Source organism: Chitinophaga sp. 30R24, from assembly GCF_049056765.1.
Classification (GTDB): domain Bacteria; phylum Bacteroidota; class Bacteroidia; order Chitinophagales; family Chitinophagaceae; genus Chitinophaga.
Map to the genome: position 1 here is coordinate 263,216 of NZ_JBJGXX010000003.1, position 18,679 is coordinate 281,894.

At 44.2% G+C, this 18,679-nt stretch carries 13 protein-coding genes; 10 read left to right on the forward strand and 3 right to left on the reverse strand.

Annotated elements, in window-relative coordinates; all coding sequences use genetic code 11:
* The first annotated feature begins 8 nt into the window (after positions 1 to 8).
* Positions 9 to 707, forward strand: coding sequence for a fasciclin domain-containing protein (locus ACDQ55_RS11315; RefSeq protein WP_420981501.1), 699 nt, complete (start codon positions 9 to 11; stop codon positions 705 to 707).
* 18 nt (positions 708 to 725) lie between these two features.
* Positions 726 to 2,324, forward strand: a complete 1,599-nt coding sequence (locus ACDQ55_RS11320) for an IPT/TIG domain-containing protein (RefSeq protein WP_420981502.1) — start codon at positions 726 to 728, stop codon at positions 2,322 to 2,324.
* A 122-nt stretch (positions 2,325 to 2,446) separates the two neighbouring features.
* Here the strand turns inward: ACDQ55_RS11320 and trhA are convergent, their stop codons facing one another.
* Complete coding sequence (gene trhA, locus ACDQ55_RS11325; protein WP_420981503.1) at positions 2,447 to 3,091, reverse strand: PAQR family membrane homeostasis protein TrhA; 645 nt, start codon at positions 3,089 to 3,091, stop codon at positions 2,447 to 2,449.
* 229 nt (positions 3,092 to 3,320) lie between these two features.
* Here trhA and ACDQ55_RS11330 point away from each other — a divergent pair, with 229 nt between their 5' ends.
* The 8 genes from ACDQ55_RS11330 to ACDQ55_RS11365 all read left to right on the forward strand — a co-directional run bounded on the left by ACDQ55_RS11330 (position 3,321) and on the right by ACDQ55_RS11365 (position 16,370).
* Complete coding sequence (locus ACDQ55_RS11330; RefSeq protein ID WP_420981504.1) at positions 3,321 to 3,911, forward strand: RNA polymerase sigma factor; 591 nt, start codon at positions 3,321 to 3,323, stop codon at positions 3,909 to 3,911.
* A 115-nt stretch (positions 3,912 to 4,026) separates the two neighbouring features.
* A complete protein-coding gene (locus ACDQ55_RS11335; protein ID WP_420981505.1) occupies positions 4,027 to 5,196 on the forward strand; it encodes a FecR family protein in 1,170 nt (389 codons plus the stop codon).
* A gap of 88 nt (positions 5,197 to 5,284) precedes the next feature.
* A complete protein-coding gene (locus ACDQ55_RS11340; protein WP_420981506.1) occupies positions 5,285 to 8,881 on the forward strand; it encodes a SusC/RagA family TonB-linked outer membrane protein in 3,597 nt (1,198 codons plus the stop codon).
* 24 nt (positions 8,882 to 8,905) lie between these two features.
* Entirely contained in the window at positions 8,906 to 10,384 is a 1,479-nt protein-coding gene (locus tag ACDQ55_RS11345) for a RagB/SusD family nutrient uptake outer membrane protein (RefSeq protein ID WP_420981507.1), read from the forward strand.
* A gap of 24 nt (positions 10,385 to 10,408) precedes the next feature.
* Positions 10,409 to 11,335, forward strand: coding sequence for an ABC transporter ATP-binding protein (locus tag ACDQ55_RS11350; RefSeq protein WP_420981508.1), 927 nt, complete (start codon positions 10,409 to 10,411; stop codon positions 11,333 to 11,335).
* Between the two features lie 13 nt (positions 11,336 to 11,348).
* Entirely contained in the window at positions 11,349 to 13,691 is a 2,343-nt protein-coding gene (locus tag ACDQ55_RS11355; RefSeq protein ID WP_420981509.1) for a Gldg family protein, read from the forward strand.
* Between the two features lie 5 nt (positions 13,692 to 13,696).
* On the forward strand, positions 13,697 to 15,040 hold the full coding sequence (locus tag ACDQ55_RS11360) for a MutS-related protein (protein ID WP_420981510.1): 1,344 nt from the start codon (positions 13,697 to 13,699) through the stop codon (positions 15,038 to 15,040).
* A gap of 7 nt (positions 15,041 to 15,047) precedes the next feature.
* Positions 15,048 to 16,370: a MutS-related protein gene (locus tag ACDQ55_RS11365; protein ID WP_420981511.1), complete on the forward strand. Its 1,323-nt coding sequence runs from the start codon at positions 15,048 to 15,050 to the stop codon at positions 16,368 to 16,370.
* A gap of 68 nt (positions 16,371 to 16,438) precedes the next feature.
* Here ACDQ55_RS11365 and ACDQ55_RS11370 read toward each other — a convergent pair whose 3' ends face one another.
* Together ACDQ55_RS11370 and ACDQ55_RS11375 are read right to left on the reverse strand one after the other, a co-directional pair.
* Positions 16,439 to 17,311 carry an SDR family oxidoreductase gene (locus ACDQ55_RS11370; RefSeq protein ID WP_420981512.1) on the reverse strand — a complete coding sequence of 291 codons (873 nt, stop codon included), beginning with the start codon at positions 17,309 to 17,311 and terminating at the stop codon, positions 16,439 to 16,441.
* A 180-nt stretch (positions 17,312 to 17,491) separates the two neighbouring features.
* Positions 17,492 to 18,676 (reverse strand): PKD domain-containing protein, encoded by a 1,185-nt coding sequence (locus tag ACDQ55_RS11375; RefSeq protein ID WP_420981513.1) that lies wholly within the window; start codon positions 18,674 to 18,676, stop codon positions 17,492 to 17,494.
* Between the last annotated feature and the right edge of the window lie 3 nt (positions 18,677 to 18,679).

Below are 18,679 nucleotides of genomic sequence, written 5' to 3' on the forward strand. Positions count from 1 at the left end.
TGTTTACGATGCAAAAGTTATTACAAATAGTTATGGTGTTATTATGTACAGGCTTGCTTTTTACTGCCTGTAAGAAAGATTATTATGTAGATAGCGGGCTTGCTAATCTCTACTACAATGGCACCATCTACGACTACCTGGCGAAGAACCCCTTCCTGTTTGATACCATGGCCTACATCGTGGAAAAAGCCGGGTTAAAAGAAACCTTACAAAAGGATTCCGTTACCTTTTTTTGTCCTACAGACCAAAGCATTCGTGGAGTTATGAACCAGCTGAATGCTTACCGTTATTCGATGGTAGAAGACAGCGTTCACCTGGAGGATATTCCCGGAGAGGTATGGCGGTTGTTCCTGCAGCGTTACCTGCTGAAAGGTAAATACCTGGCGAAGCGGTTTGCCCGTATAGATCCGGTAAACGTATACGCCTATCCCGGTATCAATTATGTGATGGATAATGGCTATATCATGAACATAGGCCTTATTTACCAGGATTATAATGGAGTAGAAGCAGTGGGCGCGCGTATCCTGCGGCTAACGGATATTACATATGATCCGCAAACCTTCTCTAACAATCCTTATGTAATTGTAGCCACATCAGATATACAGCCGGTGAATGGCATTTTACATGTGTTGAATATTGAACACACTTTTGGCTTCCGGGCAAACGATTTTTTGAGAACTGCCGAACAGGCGCTTCGGAACCGATAACCTCATAACGACTGTTGTATGAAAAGATATATTTGTTTAATTGTTTTCCTGGTTGGCCTGGCAGCTTGTAAAAAGGAAGCCGTGAGTACCAGGGGAAAAGACCCTTACCAGGAACCCGTATTGCCGGCTATCCTGATCAATAAGAATGGTATTAATCCTGCCAGCGCACATGTGGGGGAAGAAGTGGAAATTAGCGGCAAAGGATTTCAACAGCACAAAGATCAATTATCTATTCTTTTTAATGGGGAAAAAGCGCAGATCATTGCACTAACAGACACTACTATACGTGTAAAGGTGCCCGTAGGTGCTGCCACCGGCAATGTGGCTGCACAGGTAGACCAGCAATACTTTTTTGGTCCTTTCTTCCGTGTGATCGGTGTTTTTGAAATGGATACCCTTTTCCCCAGTAAAACGGGCGCCAATAATAATATCAATGATGTACTGCCGGTAGAAAATGGGAAATATCTTATTGTAGGAGATTTTACCAATTATAACAATAATCCTTCGGCCAGTGGTGTGAACAGGGTAACCCGGATTAACCATGATGGTACGCTGGATAATGATTTTAATACCGGTGAGAAGAACGGGACCAATACTTCCGTATATGCTGCAGCGATGTTGCCTGGCGCTGGTAACCGGTATGTGGTAGCCGGTGCATTTAATAATTATGAAGGCGTAAGTAATGTGAATAGCATAGCCATACTGAATAATAATGGCACCTTGGCCAGAGATAAGATATTTACGCCTTCCGGCCGGGATGTGGCGGTATCTATTTTAAAAGGCGGTGTATCCGGGCAGGCCACTGCAGTGTTGCCACAGGAAGATGGCCGGATCATCCTTACAGGATATTTCCGCTTTTATGTGCAACCGAATTACCAGCTCACTAATTCGGTAGGGCTAGACTCTATCCACCTTGATTCTATACAGGTAAATGGTATTATCCGGCTCATGGCAGATGGTGGCATAGACAGTACTTATAATTACGATCTCTCGAAGCATATGGGGAAAGAGGGGCCCAATGGTTATATTAACCGGTCTATATTATTGCCCGATGGGAAATTACTGATTGTGGGTTCTTTTACAAAATATAATGGGCAGCCCGCTAACCGTATTGCCCGCCTTAATATAGATGGTTCGCTGGACCCTACATTTACGCCTGGTGTTGGTCCTGATCAGAGCATCAATACATTAGAAAGGCAGGCAGACGGGAAGCTGATATTGGTAGGCTCGTTTAATAGTTATGGAGGTTTGCAGGCTCCCGGCATTGTACGTATCAACGAAAATGGTGTAGTAGATCCATCCTTTAATGCTGGCAATGGCTCAAATGGTTATGTGTATAGCCTGGGTATTATGCCAGGCGGGGAAGTGATCGTAGGGGGTATTTTCAGCCAGTTTAGCAATGCCCGGTGCAATAATATAATCGTACTTAATCCGGATGGATCGGTGCATCCTGCCTTTAACAGCGGAGGGGGTATTACGCTCAGCGATTATGCGGTGAGTGGCGCCATTAATAAGGTGATACAGCAGAAAGACGAGAAGGGGATATTAATAGTAGGCTCCTTTACGAAATTTGATTTTCGTACGGCCAACAGGATTGTAAGGATTACCTATCCATAATGCGGTAACGGCTATCTATTATAAGTCATAACTCTATCCCGGTATACACAGGGATAGAGTTACGTATGCAGCATCTCAAAATATCCCTATCCGGGTGAAGTATAAAAGAGCCAGGAGCATTATTACATGGCCAATAACACAGCTACATAATGGCAAACAGCCGCAGCCAGTACAAACAAGTGCCAGATAGCATGGGTATAAGTATATTTGTCCCATATATAAAAAATAACGCCTATCGTATACAACCCTCCGCCAATGGCTAACATTATCATCCCTGGCAGGGGAATGGCGTCAAAGAACCTGCGCCCGCCAGCTACCATGATCCATCCCATCAACAAGTAAATGATGGTAGAGATAATATCATACTTCCCTGTGAACCGTATCTTGAAGAAAACGCCGATCAGCGTCAGGCCCCAGAGTACCGATAATAGCGTGATTCCAAATGCATTATTCAGGTAAACCAGTAAAAAAGGAGTGTAGGTGCCTGCTATCAAAAAATAGATACTAATATGATCGAATACCAGGAACAGCTTTTTGATAACAATATCCCGTGATATATGATAAATGGTGGAGCTGCAGAAAAGCAATAGAAAACAGAAGCTGTAGATACTGGCGCCTACTATACCAGGTGTGTTGCCATGAGTGGCGGCGATGCCCGATAACATAGGTAAGGCGCTTACGCCGAATATGATACCCAGCCCATGTATAAGGGCATTAACAATTTCCTGTTTACGGTTATAGCCGGTTTGATTCCTGATGACTGCCATACGCGCTGATTTTCTTCATTTAGTCATGCTGTGAGCATATCAATTGTCTTTACAAAAGTAGGACAATATTTAAAAGGCCTGCCATCAAGTTTATTTATCCCCGTATTAAATAAAGGGAACGTTCAATGAATTTTGCAGGTGTAGCATATTCGGGACCTTTTTGTATATTGGCCCGGGTAGGGGAACATTTTTCCCGGTTATTATAGCTTATCTGCAATTTTTAGGCCTGATGGGGTACGACGAGGTAATACCAGCATTTTCAATAGAAGCATTTCGGCAAGGGGAGGAAAGTGCCTTCCAATTGGTATTCCGGTATTTTTTTAGCGCTATCCTGTTTTTTAACAAGTCTATACTTCAAAATGATCCTGCTGCCGCAGAAGAAATTACAGAAGATGTATTTATAAAATTGTGGCAGATTTGCTCCCGTTTCGATTCTGTATCTAAAATAAAGGCATTTCTATACATCGCATCCCGGAATGCTTGCAGGAACCATATAAAACAAGAACGCCGCCGTAGTAAAAAGCAGGATTTCCTGTTTAGGAATAGTGAGTTTGATACAGATGTTGACCATGCTATTATCAAGGAAGAAGTCCTGAGGGAAATAGCCCTTGCCATTGAAGAATTGCCGCCTCAGTGCCGTAATGTGATGATGATGGCTTATTTACAAGGGTTTAAGCCGGCTGAAATAGCTGAGAAAATGAACGTTTCCCTGAGTACAATACGCAATCAACAGGCCAGGGGCATTAGCCTGCTACGTAAAAAGCTGAATAGCAGGCAATTTTCGATGCTCTTGGCAATTTTACAGGTGGGTGGGTTTTAATTTCAAATTTTTTTCTTCTTCCTTTAGATTTTTTTGAGGAGATGTTGTTTCTATTATAACGGGGCAATTTTTTCAAGGGAATTAACACGGGTCTTTTTTTTCAAGAATTATAACAATGGCGGCAGCACCTTTAGACTTTCCTTTTCATATTGCAGACCTTATCCGGCGTCATATTACCGGCGGGTTATCTGCGATGGAGCAGGAGGAACTGGATAACTGGATAGCCAGTAGTCCGCGTAACCAGTTGTTGTTCAGGGAACTAACTGATCATCAAAAACAGCGGCAGGCATTGGAAGAACGCCAGGCGCCAGATGTAGCGGCGTATTTTTTGAAGGTCCGGATAAAACGCCAGCAACAGCAGAACAGGCAACGCCGTGCCAGACTTTATTACCTGGCAGCAGCAGCTATTATTTTATTAGTATTTACTGCTATTTGGCATTTTGATGCCAGGGAAATCAGGAACAACAAGGCCGGAACGAATACCGGTAACGCCTATACGGTAGATATGCAACCAGGAGGAAAAAAGGCGCAATTAATATTGGCAGGGGGACATACCATTACTTTAAACGGCAACGTTGATACAAGTTTATTGCAGGGAGCCGTAACAATCCGGCGTGGTACGATTGCGTATAATAACAGTCAAGAGGAAGTACAGTACAACACACTGATTGTTCCCAGGGGAGGAGAGTACCAACTCCATCTGGAAGACGGAACAAATGTTTGGATGAATGCTGCATCTTCTATACGGTTTCCATCCAGGTTCACCGGCGCTTACAGGACAGTGGAAGTGACAGGGGAAGCATATTTTGAGGTAGCCCGTAAGGCTGGCACCCCCTTTAGGGTAACTGTAAAGGGAACAACCATTGAGGTGTTAGGAACTGCTTTTAACGTACATGGTTTTCCGGAGGAGCAGCAGGTATATACCACGCTGATAACAGGAGCTGTTAAGGTGCAAAACGGGATAAAAGCGGTTATACTTCGGCCAGGTAAAACAAGTATTTCTGCCGGCAATGATTTTATTGTTGAAGATGCAGATACCGCGTTGGTAACTGCATGGAAAAACAACCTGTTTATTTTTAAAGATGCACCGGTTACCGTGTTAATGAAAAGCTTGGAACGGTGGTACGATATTAAAGTGGAATATAGCGTTGGATTTCATACAGACGCTACTTTTACCGGAGAAATAAGTAGAGACGTGCCAATCAGTAAAGTATTAGGCATGTTGGAAAAAATAGGAATAGCAAAATTTCAGATTGTCAACAACACAGTGATAGTACTACCATAAATTATAAAAATCAACCAAATTCCCGGCCGGGGAGTATTTTTTGCACTAGAGGCTAATGCTCACAGAGCCAGCCTTCCAAATTCAAGACATGATGCACATTAAAAATCCTTGCAGAAGCAAGGGAATGGGAGGGTATTGTCTGAACCGTAGACGACTGCTTGTACTGCTACTTGTTTTTTTGTCCGTAAAAAGTTATGCCTTTCAGGCTGTGGTGCCCGAAGGTATAACCCTACGGCTAAACCAGGTAACGATTGAACAGGTATTCAATGAAATACGTCAACAAACAGGCTATAAGATACTTTACAATAGTAAAGCCGTAAAAAGTATACCGCGATTTGATATATCAGTTAGCAAGGCCACCGTGGCTGAGGTGTTGGATAGATGCCTGAAATCAACAGGGTTTACCTATGAGATTGAAGACAAAACAATTCTTATCAGCAAAAAATCACCGGAAAAAATACAGGTAATGGGAAGCATCGTGCGGCCAGGAGAGGCGCATGGAAGCATTACCGATCAAAAAGGTATCCGCTTGCCGTCTATTACTGTAATGTCGAAGACCAACCATCGCGTCACTGTAAGTAATGAACAAGGCGAGTTCCATTTGCCAGATGTTAGCAATGCGGATACCCTTATGTTTAGCAGTCTGAATTATGAAACAGTATCTGTGGTAGCTAATACGATGGGTGAGATGATAATTATGATGCGGCCTCAGATTACTTCGTTATCTGCAGTAACCGTGTATAATACCGGTTATCAGCAGCTGAGCAGGGAGAGGGCAACAGGTGCTTTTGGCAAGCCGGATATGGAAACGTTCCAGAACCGGGTGGCTACTAACGATATTATTGACCGGCTGGATGGCCAGGTGGCTGGTGTTACTGTTGTGCACAACTATGTGGCGGTATCGGGACAGCAAAGCAAAACTAACAGTAGCCTTATCCGGGGTACCAGTTCAGTTGCGCTTAGCACAGAGCCGCTGTATGTAGTGAACGGTGTTGTGGTAACAGATTTCACCACGGTAAACCCGCAGGATATTGATGATATTACCGTGCTGAAAGATGCCGCAGCAGCGGCTATTTATGGAGCAAGGGCCGCTAATGGGATTATTGTTGTGCATACCAAAGAAGCCAGAAAAGGTAGTAAGTTACAGGTATCTTACAATGGTTCATTGAATTTCCAGGGTAAGCCGGATGTTGGTTATCAGCCGTGGATGAATAGCCGTCAACTTATTGAAGTAGTAAAGGAAACCTTTAATCCGGATCTGTTTCCTTATAGTGCGCTTACTTATGCAACAATCCCACCTCACGAAAAGATCCTTTACGACATTTACCAGGGCGCTGTTTCTCCGGCACAGGGTAGTAAAAGCTTAGATAGTTTAGCTGGTATCGATAACAGGTCGCAGATCAAAGACCTTTTTTACACCAATGCGCTCCTGACCAATCATACGGTATCCGTATCTGCAGGCAATAATATATATGGCGTATATGCGTCGCTGGGTTATACCGGTAGTCAGGCCAGTATAGCCGGCAATTACAGCAACAGCTATAAGTTGAATCTTACGCAAACAATAAATGCCAACAACTGTGTTAGGTTGGTATTGAATACTTCGTTGGTGAATACAGTAGTGAAAGGCAACGGCAATAAAGGAGTAGATCCAGGCTTTTTGCCTTACCAATTATTCAAAGACCCGTCAGGCAATAACATGGATATTCCTTACCTGGCGGGTTATTCCGACTCTATGCGGCATGATTACGAAACCAGGAGCGGCATAAACCTGAACTATAATCCACTCAACGAGATAAATTATGGTCATAGTAAGGAAAATGACCTAAGCGTAAATGTAACAGCGGAAGCCACTGTGAAATTGTGGAAGGGCCTTAGCTTCCGGGGTAATTACGGCTATGTGAAAAGTCCCGGAACTTCAGAAACATATACAGATCACCAGTCGTTGGAGCAACGTTTTAATTTGTTGAATTTCACGGTAGTACCGGTAGACGGTGTTCCACAATATTACCTGCCTTTAACTGGCGGCCATTACATTAAAACCAATACAGAGCAACGTAACTGGACAGTACGTAACCAGTTCGTATATACAGCTGCTCCCCGGCAGAGCAGGGACCTGTTTTCGTTACAGGTAGGCCAGGAAGCCCAGGAGGCTTATGATTACAGCGATAACGCCGAATTATATGGGTACGACGAAGCACGGGGTACTTATCCACTGATAGATTATTTATCATTGACTAACGGGATTAATGGCATCCTGGGATATGGTGCGCTCAGCGGTGGTCCGTATAAGATCACAAGGAAAAATATATCACGTTATAGTTCTTATTTCGCCCTGGGTACTTACACCTACAATCATAAATATAGCCTTGATATTAGCTGGCGTACAGATCACAGTAACCTATTTGGCAGCGATGTGTCTGCACAGAATAAACCTGCCTGGAGTGTAGGCGGTAAATGGCAAATTATCCAGGAGCCATTTATGCAAGCGGTAAATTGGGTAAATGACCTGGGATTGAGGGCTACTTACGGTATTACCGGTAACTCACCTTATGTAGGCCAGGCTTCTTCTAATGATATCTTGTTGATTGTGTCGCAGGGATATGGCAGTATTGCCGGTGATTATTTATCCGTTAATAGCCCGGCTAACAGAGGTCTGGTTTGGGAAACCACCAAAACAATGAATCTGGGAATTGATTTTTCTTTGTTTAAAAGAAGGGTGAGTGGTGCGGTAAATGCGTATAGCAAATCCACTACTAATATGATTGGCTCAGTGCCGCTCAATCCTTTTACCGGTTTTCAGACAATCACTGGTAACCAGGGAAAAATGATCAATAAAGGCATTGAATTAACCCTGAATACAAATAATATCCAGGGGCAAACCTTTAGCTGGTCAACCAGCTTTATATTCAGTTACAATAAAAATGAGCTGGTATCTTACGGGCCTTCCTATAATGTGGCTGCGCAAGCATATTATTATCTGCTCAGTGGCTTGCCAGTTGCAGGATATGCTATGAGTCCTTTATTTGCTTACAGGTTTGCGGGATTGGATGATCTGGGCGATCCGCAGATCAAGTTATCGGATAAATCGGTTAGTAAAGATCCTAACCTGGCTATAAAAGGAGAAGATCTTGTATATAAAGGAACGATGGTCCCCGTTTTTAACGGCGGTCTTACCAATACATTCCGGTATAAAGGAATTTCGCTGGCTGTAAATATGATCTATAATCTGGGGCATGTGATGCGCAGGGACATTAATACTTATTATACCGACATGGTGCCTACCAGTCCTCAATTAGGGCTTGATAATATTACTACCTATTTTTTTGACCGCTGGAAGCAGCCAGGAGATGAAAAGAAGACCAACGTTCCTTCTTATGTAGCTGATTATTATACTTCCAGCAGTCGCAGGAACATTAACTATTACCGTAGCGGAGATATAAATGTGGTGAGCGCTTCTTATATAAAAGTGCGGGATCTCACACTTTCTTATGGATTGTCACCAACTATATTGCAGGCTTTGAAAGTGCAGCGGATCAATGTATATGTACAGGCCACCAACTTCATGGTATGGAAAGCCAACCATGATCATATTGACCCGGAATTCCAGGATTTCGGCAATGGCATCCGGGGATTGCCGCCTTATAAGCATAGTTATAGTATAGGCCTTAACGTTACCCTTTAATTTATTTTTAAAATTAGCAGGCTGATGAAAAAAATATATCCACTTATTTATATAGCTCTTTTCGCCTCATTGATTTCCTGCCGGAAAAGTTTTCTGGAAATAGTGCCGCTGGGCAACCTGATTGCTACTACTACAAACGATTACGATCAGTTAATGAATGATGTAAGGTTCTATTTGCCAGGATACGGTACTTATGGCGGATGGCAAGAACCGGTTCTCATGGGAGATGAAGCTGCTGCTTTATCTGTATATTTTGACCAGGGGTATCCTCCGCCTGTGCTTACGGGCAGGTTGTTCCGGTGGGAAGATATTATTTACCAACAGGGAGATCCGGTGCAGTTTTCTCCTCAGTTCCTCACCTTAAGTATGGGCGACCTATATGCGCTAAATAAGATCATTAATGAAGTAATGGGTTCTTCCGGAGGCACAACGGCGCAAAAATCAAGTATTCGTGGAGAAGCGCTGGCTACGCGGGCCTTTATAAATTTTGAATTGATCAATTACTATGCAAAGCCTTACGTATCCGCTACGGCAGCTACCGATCCTGGGTTCCCGATAATAGATAAAGCAGATGTAAATGCTGTGAAGTTTGACAGGGGAAGTGTACAAGGGATGTACGATTTTATTATCAGAGACATTACAGAGGCCATCAAGGTATTACCCATAAGGCAGGTATCACCCACCCGTATGTCTAAAGCTGCTGCAGAAGGGTTATTAGCCAAGGTATACCTCTTCATGGGACGGTATAATGATGCTTTACCCTTGTTAAATGCCGCTTTCAGTGACCTGGCGCCAGGTGGTATAAGGCTATATGATTATAACCTCGAATTTGCGCCCGGAGGGTCTTTTTTACCAATAGATCCTGTTAATGGTCCTAATAGCCCTGGCAACAACCGCAACGATATGACAGAAGCCATTGTTTCCAAGGTATTTTATAATGCCAGTTTTAATCCATCTTATCCCACCAAGGGACTGGTGCTTGCTCCGCAAGTGGCGGCGCTTTACGACGCACAGGACCTGCGTTTGAAGTTATATACTTCTACGGGAACAGACGGCGTTGCCCAGCCCGAAGGATTGCTCAGGAAATACGTTACCTATTCCCGCTTCGGATTGCAGCTTCCGGAACTGTACTTGCTTAGCGCAGAGTGCAAAGCCCGGTTGAATGACCTCGGCGGTGCAAAAACAGATATAGAAACTTTGCGCAGGCACCGCATGCCCGTAGAGGCAGCAGTAGTGCCGCCGGCGATAGCAGGCGATCAAACTGCCCTGGTTAAATTTGTTATTGATGAACGAACCCGTGAGTTTGCGATGGAAGGCTACCGTTGGTTTGATATGCGCAGGCTTTCTGTAGACCCCATTTTCGCAGGGCTAACCTTTACGCATATATTTTATAATGCAGATGGCAGCACTACAGTATACACGCTAGATCAATCCAAACGATTGGTATTGCAGCTACCGCTCACCTTTATCCAGGCTAATCCGGGAATGCAAAATAATCCATAACTCTTTTTTAAACAGACATATCATATGAACAGTATTGTAAAGCTGGAGCATTTGTCGCATAAATATGCCAGTTCCTGGGCGATCCGTGATATTAACATGGAGATCAATCAAACTGGTATTGTGGGCTTGCTGGGTTCCAATGGAGCTGGTAAATCCACTACGATGAATATCCTTTGTGGCACTTTGAACCAAACGGAAGGTAAAGTATATATAAACGGGATTGATATGCGTGAGCATCCCGAGCTAGCTAAACAAGAGATCGGATTTTTGCCGCAGCATGCGCCGTTGTACATGGATCTGACGGTAGATGAATATTTGAAGTATTGTGCTGAACTGAGGCAGATGCCAAAAGATAAGATCGGATTGGCGGTAAAGGAAGTGAAAGAGCGCTGTGGTATCGGTCATTTTAGTGAAAGACTTATCCGGAATCTGTCTGGCGGTTATCGCCAACGGGTAGGCATTGCGCAGGCGATTGTTCATAAACCCCGGTTGGTGGTGCTCGATGAGCCTACCAATGGGCTTGATCCTAATCAGATCATAGAAGTAAGATCGCTGATCAAGGATATTGCTAAAGATAAAGCAGTGATCTTTTCTTCGCATATACTATCTGAAGTACAGGTGCTTTGCAAGGAGATCAAGATGATAGAAGGTGGGCGGATCGTATTCTCCGATACCATGGATGCGTTCAATAACTATATAGCGCCGCAAAGCCTGCTGATGAACATGGAAAATCCGCCGTCAGCAACGGCATTGCTGGCAATAGGTGGAGTTACCAAAGCGGAGTTTATTACTGAGAGACTGGCCAGGGTATATTTCAATGGTGACCAGGAAATAGCTGAAAAGCTCATTGAAGCCAGCGTATATAACGGTTGGCGCCTCCGGGAGATCAATCTGGATAAAAGCTCATTGAATGAAACTTTCAAACAACTTTCCAATCAATCATTTCAATAACATTAACGGATAAATGAAGACGGTATTTAAAATTGCGAAAACAGAGCTCCGGTTGCTGTTTTATTCGCCTATTGCCTGGTTTTTAATGATTGTATTCCTGGTTCAATGTGCGCTAACCTATGTTAATGGGCTGGATACCCTTGCCAGATCACAGGAAGGCGGTTCGCTGGCAATGAGGATGGTAAATATGAGAGACTTTACATTACAGATCTTTGGCCGTGGAAACGGGGTGTTCAGCAGTGTAATGGAAAAATTATATTTCTACATCCCCTTGCTTACCATGGGGCTCATTAGCCGGGAAACGAACAGCGGTACTATTAAATTATTATACTCTTCTCCAGTGAAAGTATGGGAGATGGTACTGGGAAAATATGTTTCCATGATGGTTTACAGTTTACTGATGATCGGGATACTGGGCATTTTTTTCGTAGCCGCCCTGTTTAATATCAAATCAGTTGACATGGGGATATTACTGTCTGGCGCTTTGGGGTTTTACCTGCTTTTATGCGCTTATTCAGCCATTGGTCTTTTTATGTCTTGTCTTACTTCTTATCAGGTAGTAGCAGCAGTGTGTTCCTTTGTGATGATCGGTTTTCTGAGCTACGTTGGTACCCTGTGGCAACAAATTGATTTTGTAAGGGACCTTACTTATTTTCTCTCGCTGTCGGGGCGCACAGAGCATATGCTCATGGGACTGATCACCAGTAAAGATGTATTGTATTTTGTGATCATTACCGGTATTTTTCTGGGGCTTAGTATCTGCAAATTGAAGGCCGGCCGGGAATCGAAGCCCGCGATGGTAAGCCTGGTAAGGTATACCGCCGTTATTGCTGTTGCGTTATTGGTGGGTTATATCAGTTCACTACCGCGTTTTACAGGTTATTATGATAGTACTGCCAATAAAGCAAGAACATTAACGCCGAACGCCCAACGTGTTATTAAAGAATTGGGGGACGCGCCACTGGAAATAATTACGTACAACAATTTATTGAGCAGTTACTACTTCCTGGGTTTGCCGGATAAGCGTAATATGTTGTTGAACGAATTCTGGGAACCTTATGTGAGGTTCAAGCCAGACATTAGTTTTAAATTTGTGAATTATTACGACAGTGCCTTTGGCGGGTTACAAATGGCAATGATGCAAACAGGGAGCGATGGTCATGTGCTAACCCTTAAAGAATCTGCAGAAAGACTAGCCAGAAGTGTAAACCTGAAAATGTCTACGATTAAAACACCGGAAGAGATACACCGGACCATTGATTTGAAACCTGAAATGAATCGTTTTGTGATGTTATTGAAATACAAAGGCAACACCACTTATCTGCGGGTATTCGATGATATGATGATGCTGCCCGGTGAGACAGAGGTTTCGGCTGCATTTAAGCGGCTGCTCCAGGCAAAGCTGCCTAAAATCGCTTACCTGAACGGCCATCTGGAACGCAGTGTTTATAAAGCCGGCGACCGGGAATACCAGGGGCTTACTAATATAAAAAGCTCCCGCTTTTCATTGATCAACCAGGGATTTGATGTAGATAGCCTTTCTCTTGATACACAAGATATACCGGCAGATGTTTCCACATTGGTTATCGCAGATCCTAAAACAAACCTGCAAGAGGCAACCTTATTGAAGGTGCGGAAGTATATTGATCAGGGAGGCAATATATTGATAGCTGGTGAACCGGGAAAACAAGGGGTTATAAATCCGTTGCTGCAACAGCTGGGCGTGCAATTAATGGATGGTATTATTGTGCAGCAAAGTAAAGAGTATGCACCAGACCTGGCTTTGCCTGTTCGTACAGCAGCAACAAATGATATATCTGCGTTGTCTAAAGCATTCCAGGATAGCTCCCGCATATCTATGCCCGGCGCCACGGGGCTTACCTATACATCAGACAGTAGCTTTCAGGTGCAGCCGTTGTTAATGACCGATGGGCAACAAAGCTGGCTCAGAAAGGATAAACTGGTAACTGATTCCGGGGAGGTATTTTTTTCTGCGGCCAATGGCGACAATAGAGGCCCCATTCCTGTGATGTTAAGTTTAACCCGGAAGAGAAATGGAAAAGAGCAACGGATCATTGTATCAGGAGATGCCGATTTTATGAGTAATGTTGAATTGAATAGAGGAGGGGTTGGCAATAATATACGTACAGATAATTTTTTATTTAGCACTGCATTATTCGGTTGGTTAAATAATGGCGAATTTCCAATTGATACCAGGCGTCCGCAAGGGGCAGACGACCGGATCAATACCAGCAGCGACAACATTGCTTTGCTTCGTATCCTGTTGGTATGGGTGCTGCCAGGCATACTGGCTGTTTTTGCCATTATTTTATTGATCAGGCGTAAAAGAAAGTAACCAGCATGTTATTTACAACGGATAATCAAACATTAGAAGACCTGAGTATTTTTGGCAGGCAGGAAGAAGACTCCGTATATGGTATCTTTCATCATACGTATACACGAGGGGGAACAGTATTGTTGGAAGAAATGTTCCGGTATCCGTTATCAGATGAGGCAGCCATTAACCGGCGTAGTGGCATTATTCAATATTTTGCTGCCAACGGTACGGTATTCCCATTTTCTCCGGTTCTTTTGGATGCTGCCGAAAGTTACCTGGCCAACGTGGATGAGCGTAGCCAGCTAACGGATACGCCCGATACAATCGGTAAAAAAATTAGCCAGCTGATTGCTTCGGACGGCGATACTGTTTTTATTTATAAAGGGATCAATGCTTTAGTGGAGCTGTTACATGGTATGCGTGATTTTATCGGTTCACTGAGCATACCGGAGGGGCATGGTTATCAGGCAGACAAGGAGGCAATATGGGCACTCTTATCAGCACCCGATCTTGTGCCGGTACTAACGCCAACGCATAAGGGTAAACCACCGCATGCTGTAATGGTGGAATATGATGGACTATTTCGCTTCAGGTGCCGAAAAATAATGCAGGCGCTATTACGCCATATTTATTATATAGATGTATACCTTGCTGTAGCAAAGGTGGCATTGGAGCGGGGATTTTCTTTTCCGGCAGCACAGCCCCGCCACCAACATATGGTGAAGTTAGAAGGTGTATATCACCCACTGTTAAAACAGGCAGTGGCTAACACAATAGAGATAACACCCGGTAATAATGTAATATTTCTTACCGGCGCTAATATGGCGGGCAAGTCTACCTTTATGAAATCGCTGAGTATTGCGTTATACCTGGCGCATATGGGGTTTCCAGTGCCTGCGGCGCATATGGTTTTTTCTGTGCTGGATGGCATTTACACCACTATTAACTTGCCGGATAACCTGGGTATGGGCGCCAGCCATTTTTATGCAGAGGTACTGCGGGTAAAAAAGATCGCGAACGAACTTAGCCAGGGCAAAAGTCTTTTTGTTCTTTTTGACGAGCTTTTCAGGGGAACTAATGTGAAAGATGCCTACGAAGCTACGGTAGCCATTACACGCGCATTTGCCAACAAACGTAATAGTTTGTTCGTTGTTTCCACACATATCATGGAAGCGGGTGAAGCATTACGGCAGCATTGCAGTAATGTGCGCTTTGTATACTTACCTACACGCATGAACGGAAATACGCCTGTATATACCTACCTGTTAGAAAATGGTATTACCGATGATCGCCATGGCATGGTCATTATTAACCAGGAAGGTATATTGGAGATCTTGAAATCAGGAATTGCAAACACCACTAAATAATAAGCGCATGAGTTTTACGGCGGATAAGCAAACGTTAGATGACCTGAACTTACTGGGCAAATTTAAATCCCATTCTATATATAGCCTGTTCAATAAGGTTTGTACTGCTGGTGGAGAAAGATTATTAGAGGAAATGTTCCGTTATCCTTTAACGGAGCCGGAAGCTATTAACAGCCGTAGCCGAACTTTCCGCTATTTCCAGGAAAAGGCCCTGGTATTTCCATTTTCCAGGGAAGCGTTCCAGCAGGTAGCCTCTTATTTGAGCATGGATGCAAACCCTCATTACCTGGTGGGAATAGGAAGTGTATTGCGTAAAAAAGCTTTGGACGTTCTTTTGAGGGATGAGCAATACAATACCATATACAATGGGTTACGGGCTTCTATAGTGGCGTTGGGTACGTTGCGGGCTTTTTTACGCCAATTGGAAATAGCAGCAGACCATCCCTTAGGAAAACAGGTGGAGGCTATTCAGATGTTATTGAAAGACCATCGTCTGGAACAGGTGTTAGCGACGCAGTCTATACCATCCCTGTCTGTTATGGCAGTAGCCAGGTACGATTATCTCTTGCGGGGTACACTTCGTTCGGCTATGCAGATGATCCTGGAAACCATTTATCATATAGATGTATACATAGCCGTGACAGATGTAGCCAGGGCCAGGAATTTTGCATATGCAAAGGCCCTGCCTAAGGAAGAAAACCTGATGCATATTACTGCGTTGCGGCACCCTGGGTTGGAGAAAGCTGTGTCTAACCAGCTTTTCCTTGGTAAGGAATCCAACTTGCTTTTTCTTACTGGCGCTAATATGGCGGGAAAGTCTACTTTCATGAAATCATTCGGTATTGCCGTATACCTGGCTCACATGGGATTTCCGGTAGCAGCGGAAGAGATGATTTTTTCTGTAAAAGATGGATTGTATTCGTCTATTAATGTACCGGATAACCTGAACATGGGTTATAGCCATTTCTATGCGGAGGTACTGCGTGTAAAAACAATCGCCCAGGCAGTCAGCCAGGGGAAAAACCTGGTGGTTATATTCGACGAATTATTTAAAGGCACTAATGTAAAAGATGCTTACGATGCTACGTTATCTGTTACCGCTGCTTTTTCCGCTTACCGGCATTGCTTTTTTATTATTTCCACACATATCATTGAAGTAGGAGAAGCCTTACAGCGGGAATATAGTCATCTGCAGTTTGCCTATTTACCTACAGTAATGCAAGGTACTGTACCACGCTATACCTATACGCTTACGGAAGGCATTTCCAGCGACCGGCATGGTATAATGATCATTGAACAGGAGAAGATACTGGAGCTATTACAAGTGTAAGCCGGCGCCGTTGTTGGCTACTCCCAATATCTGTCTCCTGTATCAAGACTATTACAAAATTCAGAGAATTACATGAAAAGAGAGGCGTAATCTTTCGCAAAGTGCTGGAAATCGCGGGGAGCTTTACCAGTAACGTCCTGTATGGCAGTAGACACGGCGGCAGCTTCTCCACGGGCGTAGTGGGCATAATCTTCTATGAGCCCGTCGGCTTGCCATTGAGGAAATCCTACCTGGAGGAGAGCTTGTCGCATTTCTTCCGGGGAAACATCTATATAGGTGATACTGCGGTTCAGCGCTTTACTGAGATAGGCGGCCATTTGGGGATGGGTGAGGGCTTCCGGGCCTGTAATATCGTAGATCTGGCCGGTGTGACCAGGGGCGGTGAGGGATATGGCAGCTACGGTAGCAATGTCGCGGATGTCTACTATGCTTATGGCGGCATCGCCTACAGCAGCAAAGAACTTATTTAGTTTAACGATAGGATCGCGGAAGCCAAGTAAGCCTTGCATGAAGAGATTAGGGCGCAGGAAGGTGTATTGAAGACCGGACAGGCGGATCTTTTCTTCTACGGCAGCGTGGTAGCGCAGGAAGCGTACCGGAGAACCCGCCGCAGCATGTAGTTGGGAGAGCTTTACGATATGCTGTACGCCTGCCGCTATGGCTGTGTCCACAAAATTTGTCTGGAGCTCTTCAGCTTGTTCGGAGGAATTGGTGAGCAGAAACGCTTTTTCGATGCCTTTTAATGCGCGGGTAATACTGTGAGGATCTGTGAAGTCGGCAGTTACAATTTCTGCTCCGGGCAGCGCTGCCAGGGAATTGGATTTGCTATCTGACTTACGTACCATGGCCCGGAATGGAATGCCTTGGGCTGCCAATTGTTGGGCCAGTTCAGCACCTATATTGCCGGTAGCGCCAGTAATGAGAATGTTTGTTGCTGTCATTGTAGTATATTTTAATACCCCAAAATTCTATCTTCATACAAACCTGTCATTGTAAGAAAACGAAACAGCCTTTCAGAATGTTGACTATGATAACTTTATTTGATAGTTGACAGGATTTCATCTTGTACCTGAAAATAGGGCTGACCAGCACTTTTAGGTCAGCCCTAACATAAAGTCAGCTTATTTCAAGCGTAAGTCCCTCACGCCTGCTACTTCTGTAGAGGTTTCTCCTAACCATCCGGCTTCTGCACGGATAGCGCTGTATACCTTAATAAAATCAATTCCTTTCAGTTTTACAGGCTTCCCGTTTTTGTCTACCGCCCAATCCAGTTTGGTTTTAGCGTCGTTGTCGTCGTTAGACTTATTATCTACATACCCCCAGGAGAAAGCAGGCAATATCCAGTAAGGGCTGTCCGGATCGGTAGAAGTGTTTACGATCTGGTCGTTGGAGAGCTGGTTGCCGGTAAAGGTAATGCTCTCGCCTTTCCACTGTGGATAGTAAGGTTGCGAATGGAATACATTCCGTGACAGGTAGCCGGATTTTCCCTGATTGTCTTCCCAGCGTATATACGTGTTATCGTTCAGGAATACATCATTAGGGTCTTGTGTTTGTGTTTTTTCTTCATTCGGTTTATAGTAAGTAATCTGGTAGTTTTTGATGGTTTTAGCGCTATTGTACTCAGAGCCCGTAATTTCGTACCACTCGTCGTCTGGTAAGCCATTGCCATTAACGTCGGAAGATACCATGATAATACCAGGTTCGGCCGAATTAGGGAAGGCGTTGCCCAATACAAGGAACGAATATTGGCCAGGTTTGTTGATGATGGTATGGTCAAACCCCATCACGATATAACCGCCGAAGCCGCCCAGGGAAACCATATCTTCTTTACTCACTGCTGTTAATGCTCCTGCTGCCATTTGCTGGTCGGAATAACCGGTGTTCCATTCCGGCATAGTATTGATAAACTGCCCGGGTGCAGGGAAGTATTCAAATACTTTAGTGACGTGGTTGGCATAGTTAAGAGAAGAGTCGGTTACCTTAACGGTTATATTTTTTGTACTGAAATCGATACTGGTTTTTACTGTAAACTGCAGGGTGAAAGTACCGGTAGTATCAAATACATATTGCAGGTTTTGAGAGGTAGACAGGGTATCTTTCCCCCAGGTCCACAGGTATTGCGCATTGGTGGCCTGTACTTGCGAATTGATCCTCACCCATTTCAGATTTGCGGTGGCTACCTGGTCTGGTACAGTGATCTGGATTGTGCTGCCAGCAGGTACCGGTAGCTCTTTGTCGTTTTTAGAACAACTGCCAGCGATGGCAGCGATGCCCATCATCATAAAGAGTAAATGTCTGCTTTTCATATG

Bases quoted from the DNA above. Each gene is read 5' to 3' on its own strand.
- ACDQ55_RS11315 (WP_420981501.1), top strand. From the start codon at position 9: ATGCAAAAGTTATTACAAATAGTTATGGTGTTATTATGTACAGGCTTG.
- ACDQ55_RS11320 (WP_420981502.1), top strand. From the start codon at position 726: ATGAAAAGATATATTTGTTTAATTGTTTTCCTGGTTGGCCTGGCAGCT.
- trhA (WP_420981503.1), bottom strand. From the start codon at position 3,091: ATGGCAGTCATCAGGAATCAAACCGGCTATAACCGTAAACAGGAAATT.
- ACDQ55_RS11330 (WP_420981504.1), top strand. From the start codon at position 3,321: ATGGGGTACGACGAGGTAATACCAGCATTTTCAATAGAAGCATTTCGG.
- ACDQ55_RS11335 (WP_420981505.1), top strand. From the start codon at position 4,027: ATGGCGGCAGCACCTTTAGACTTTCCTTTTCATATTGCAGACCTTATC.
- ACDQ55_RS11340 (WP_420981506.1), top strand. From the start codon at position 5,285: ATGATGCACATTAAAAATCCTTGCAGAAGCAAGGGAATGGGAGGGTAT.
- ACDQ55_RS11345 (WP_420981507.1), top strand. From the start codon at position 8,906: ATGAAAAAAATATATCCACTTATTTATATAGCTCTTTTCGCCTCATTG.
- ACDQ55_RS11350 (WP_420981508.1), top strand. From the start codon at position 10,409: ATGAACAGTATTGTAAAGCTGGAGCATTTGTCGCATAAATATGCCAGT.
- ACDQ55_RS11355 (WP_420981509.1), top strand. From the start codon at position 11,349: ATGAAGACGGTATTTAAAATTGCGAAAACAGAGCTCCGGTTGCTGTTT.
- ACDQ55_RS11360 (WP_420981510.1), top strand. From the start codon at position 13,697: ATGTTATTTACAACGGATAATCAAACATTAGAAGACCTGAGTATTTTT.
- ACDQ55_RS11365 (WP_420981511.1), top strand. From the start codon at position 15,048: ATGAGTTTTACGGCGGATAAGCAAACGTTAGATGACCTGAACTTACTG.
- ACDQ55_RS11370 (WP_420981512.1), bottom strand. From the start codon at position 17,311: ATGACAGCAACAAACATTCTCATTACTGGCGCTACCGGCAATATAGGT.
- ACDQ55_RS11375 (WP_420981513.1), bottom strand. From the start codon at position 18,676: ATGAAAAGCAGACATTTACTCTTTATGATGATGGGCATCGCTGCCATC.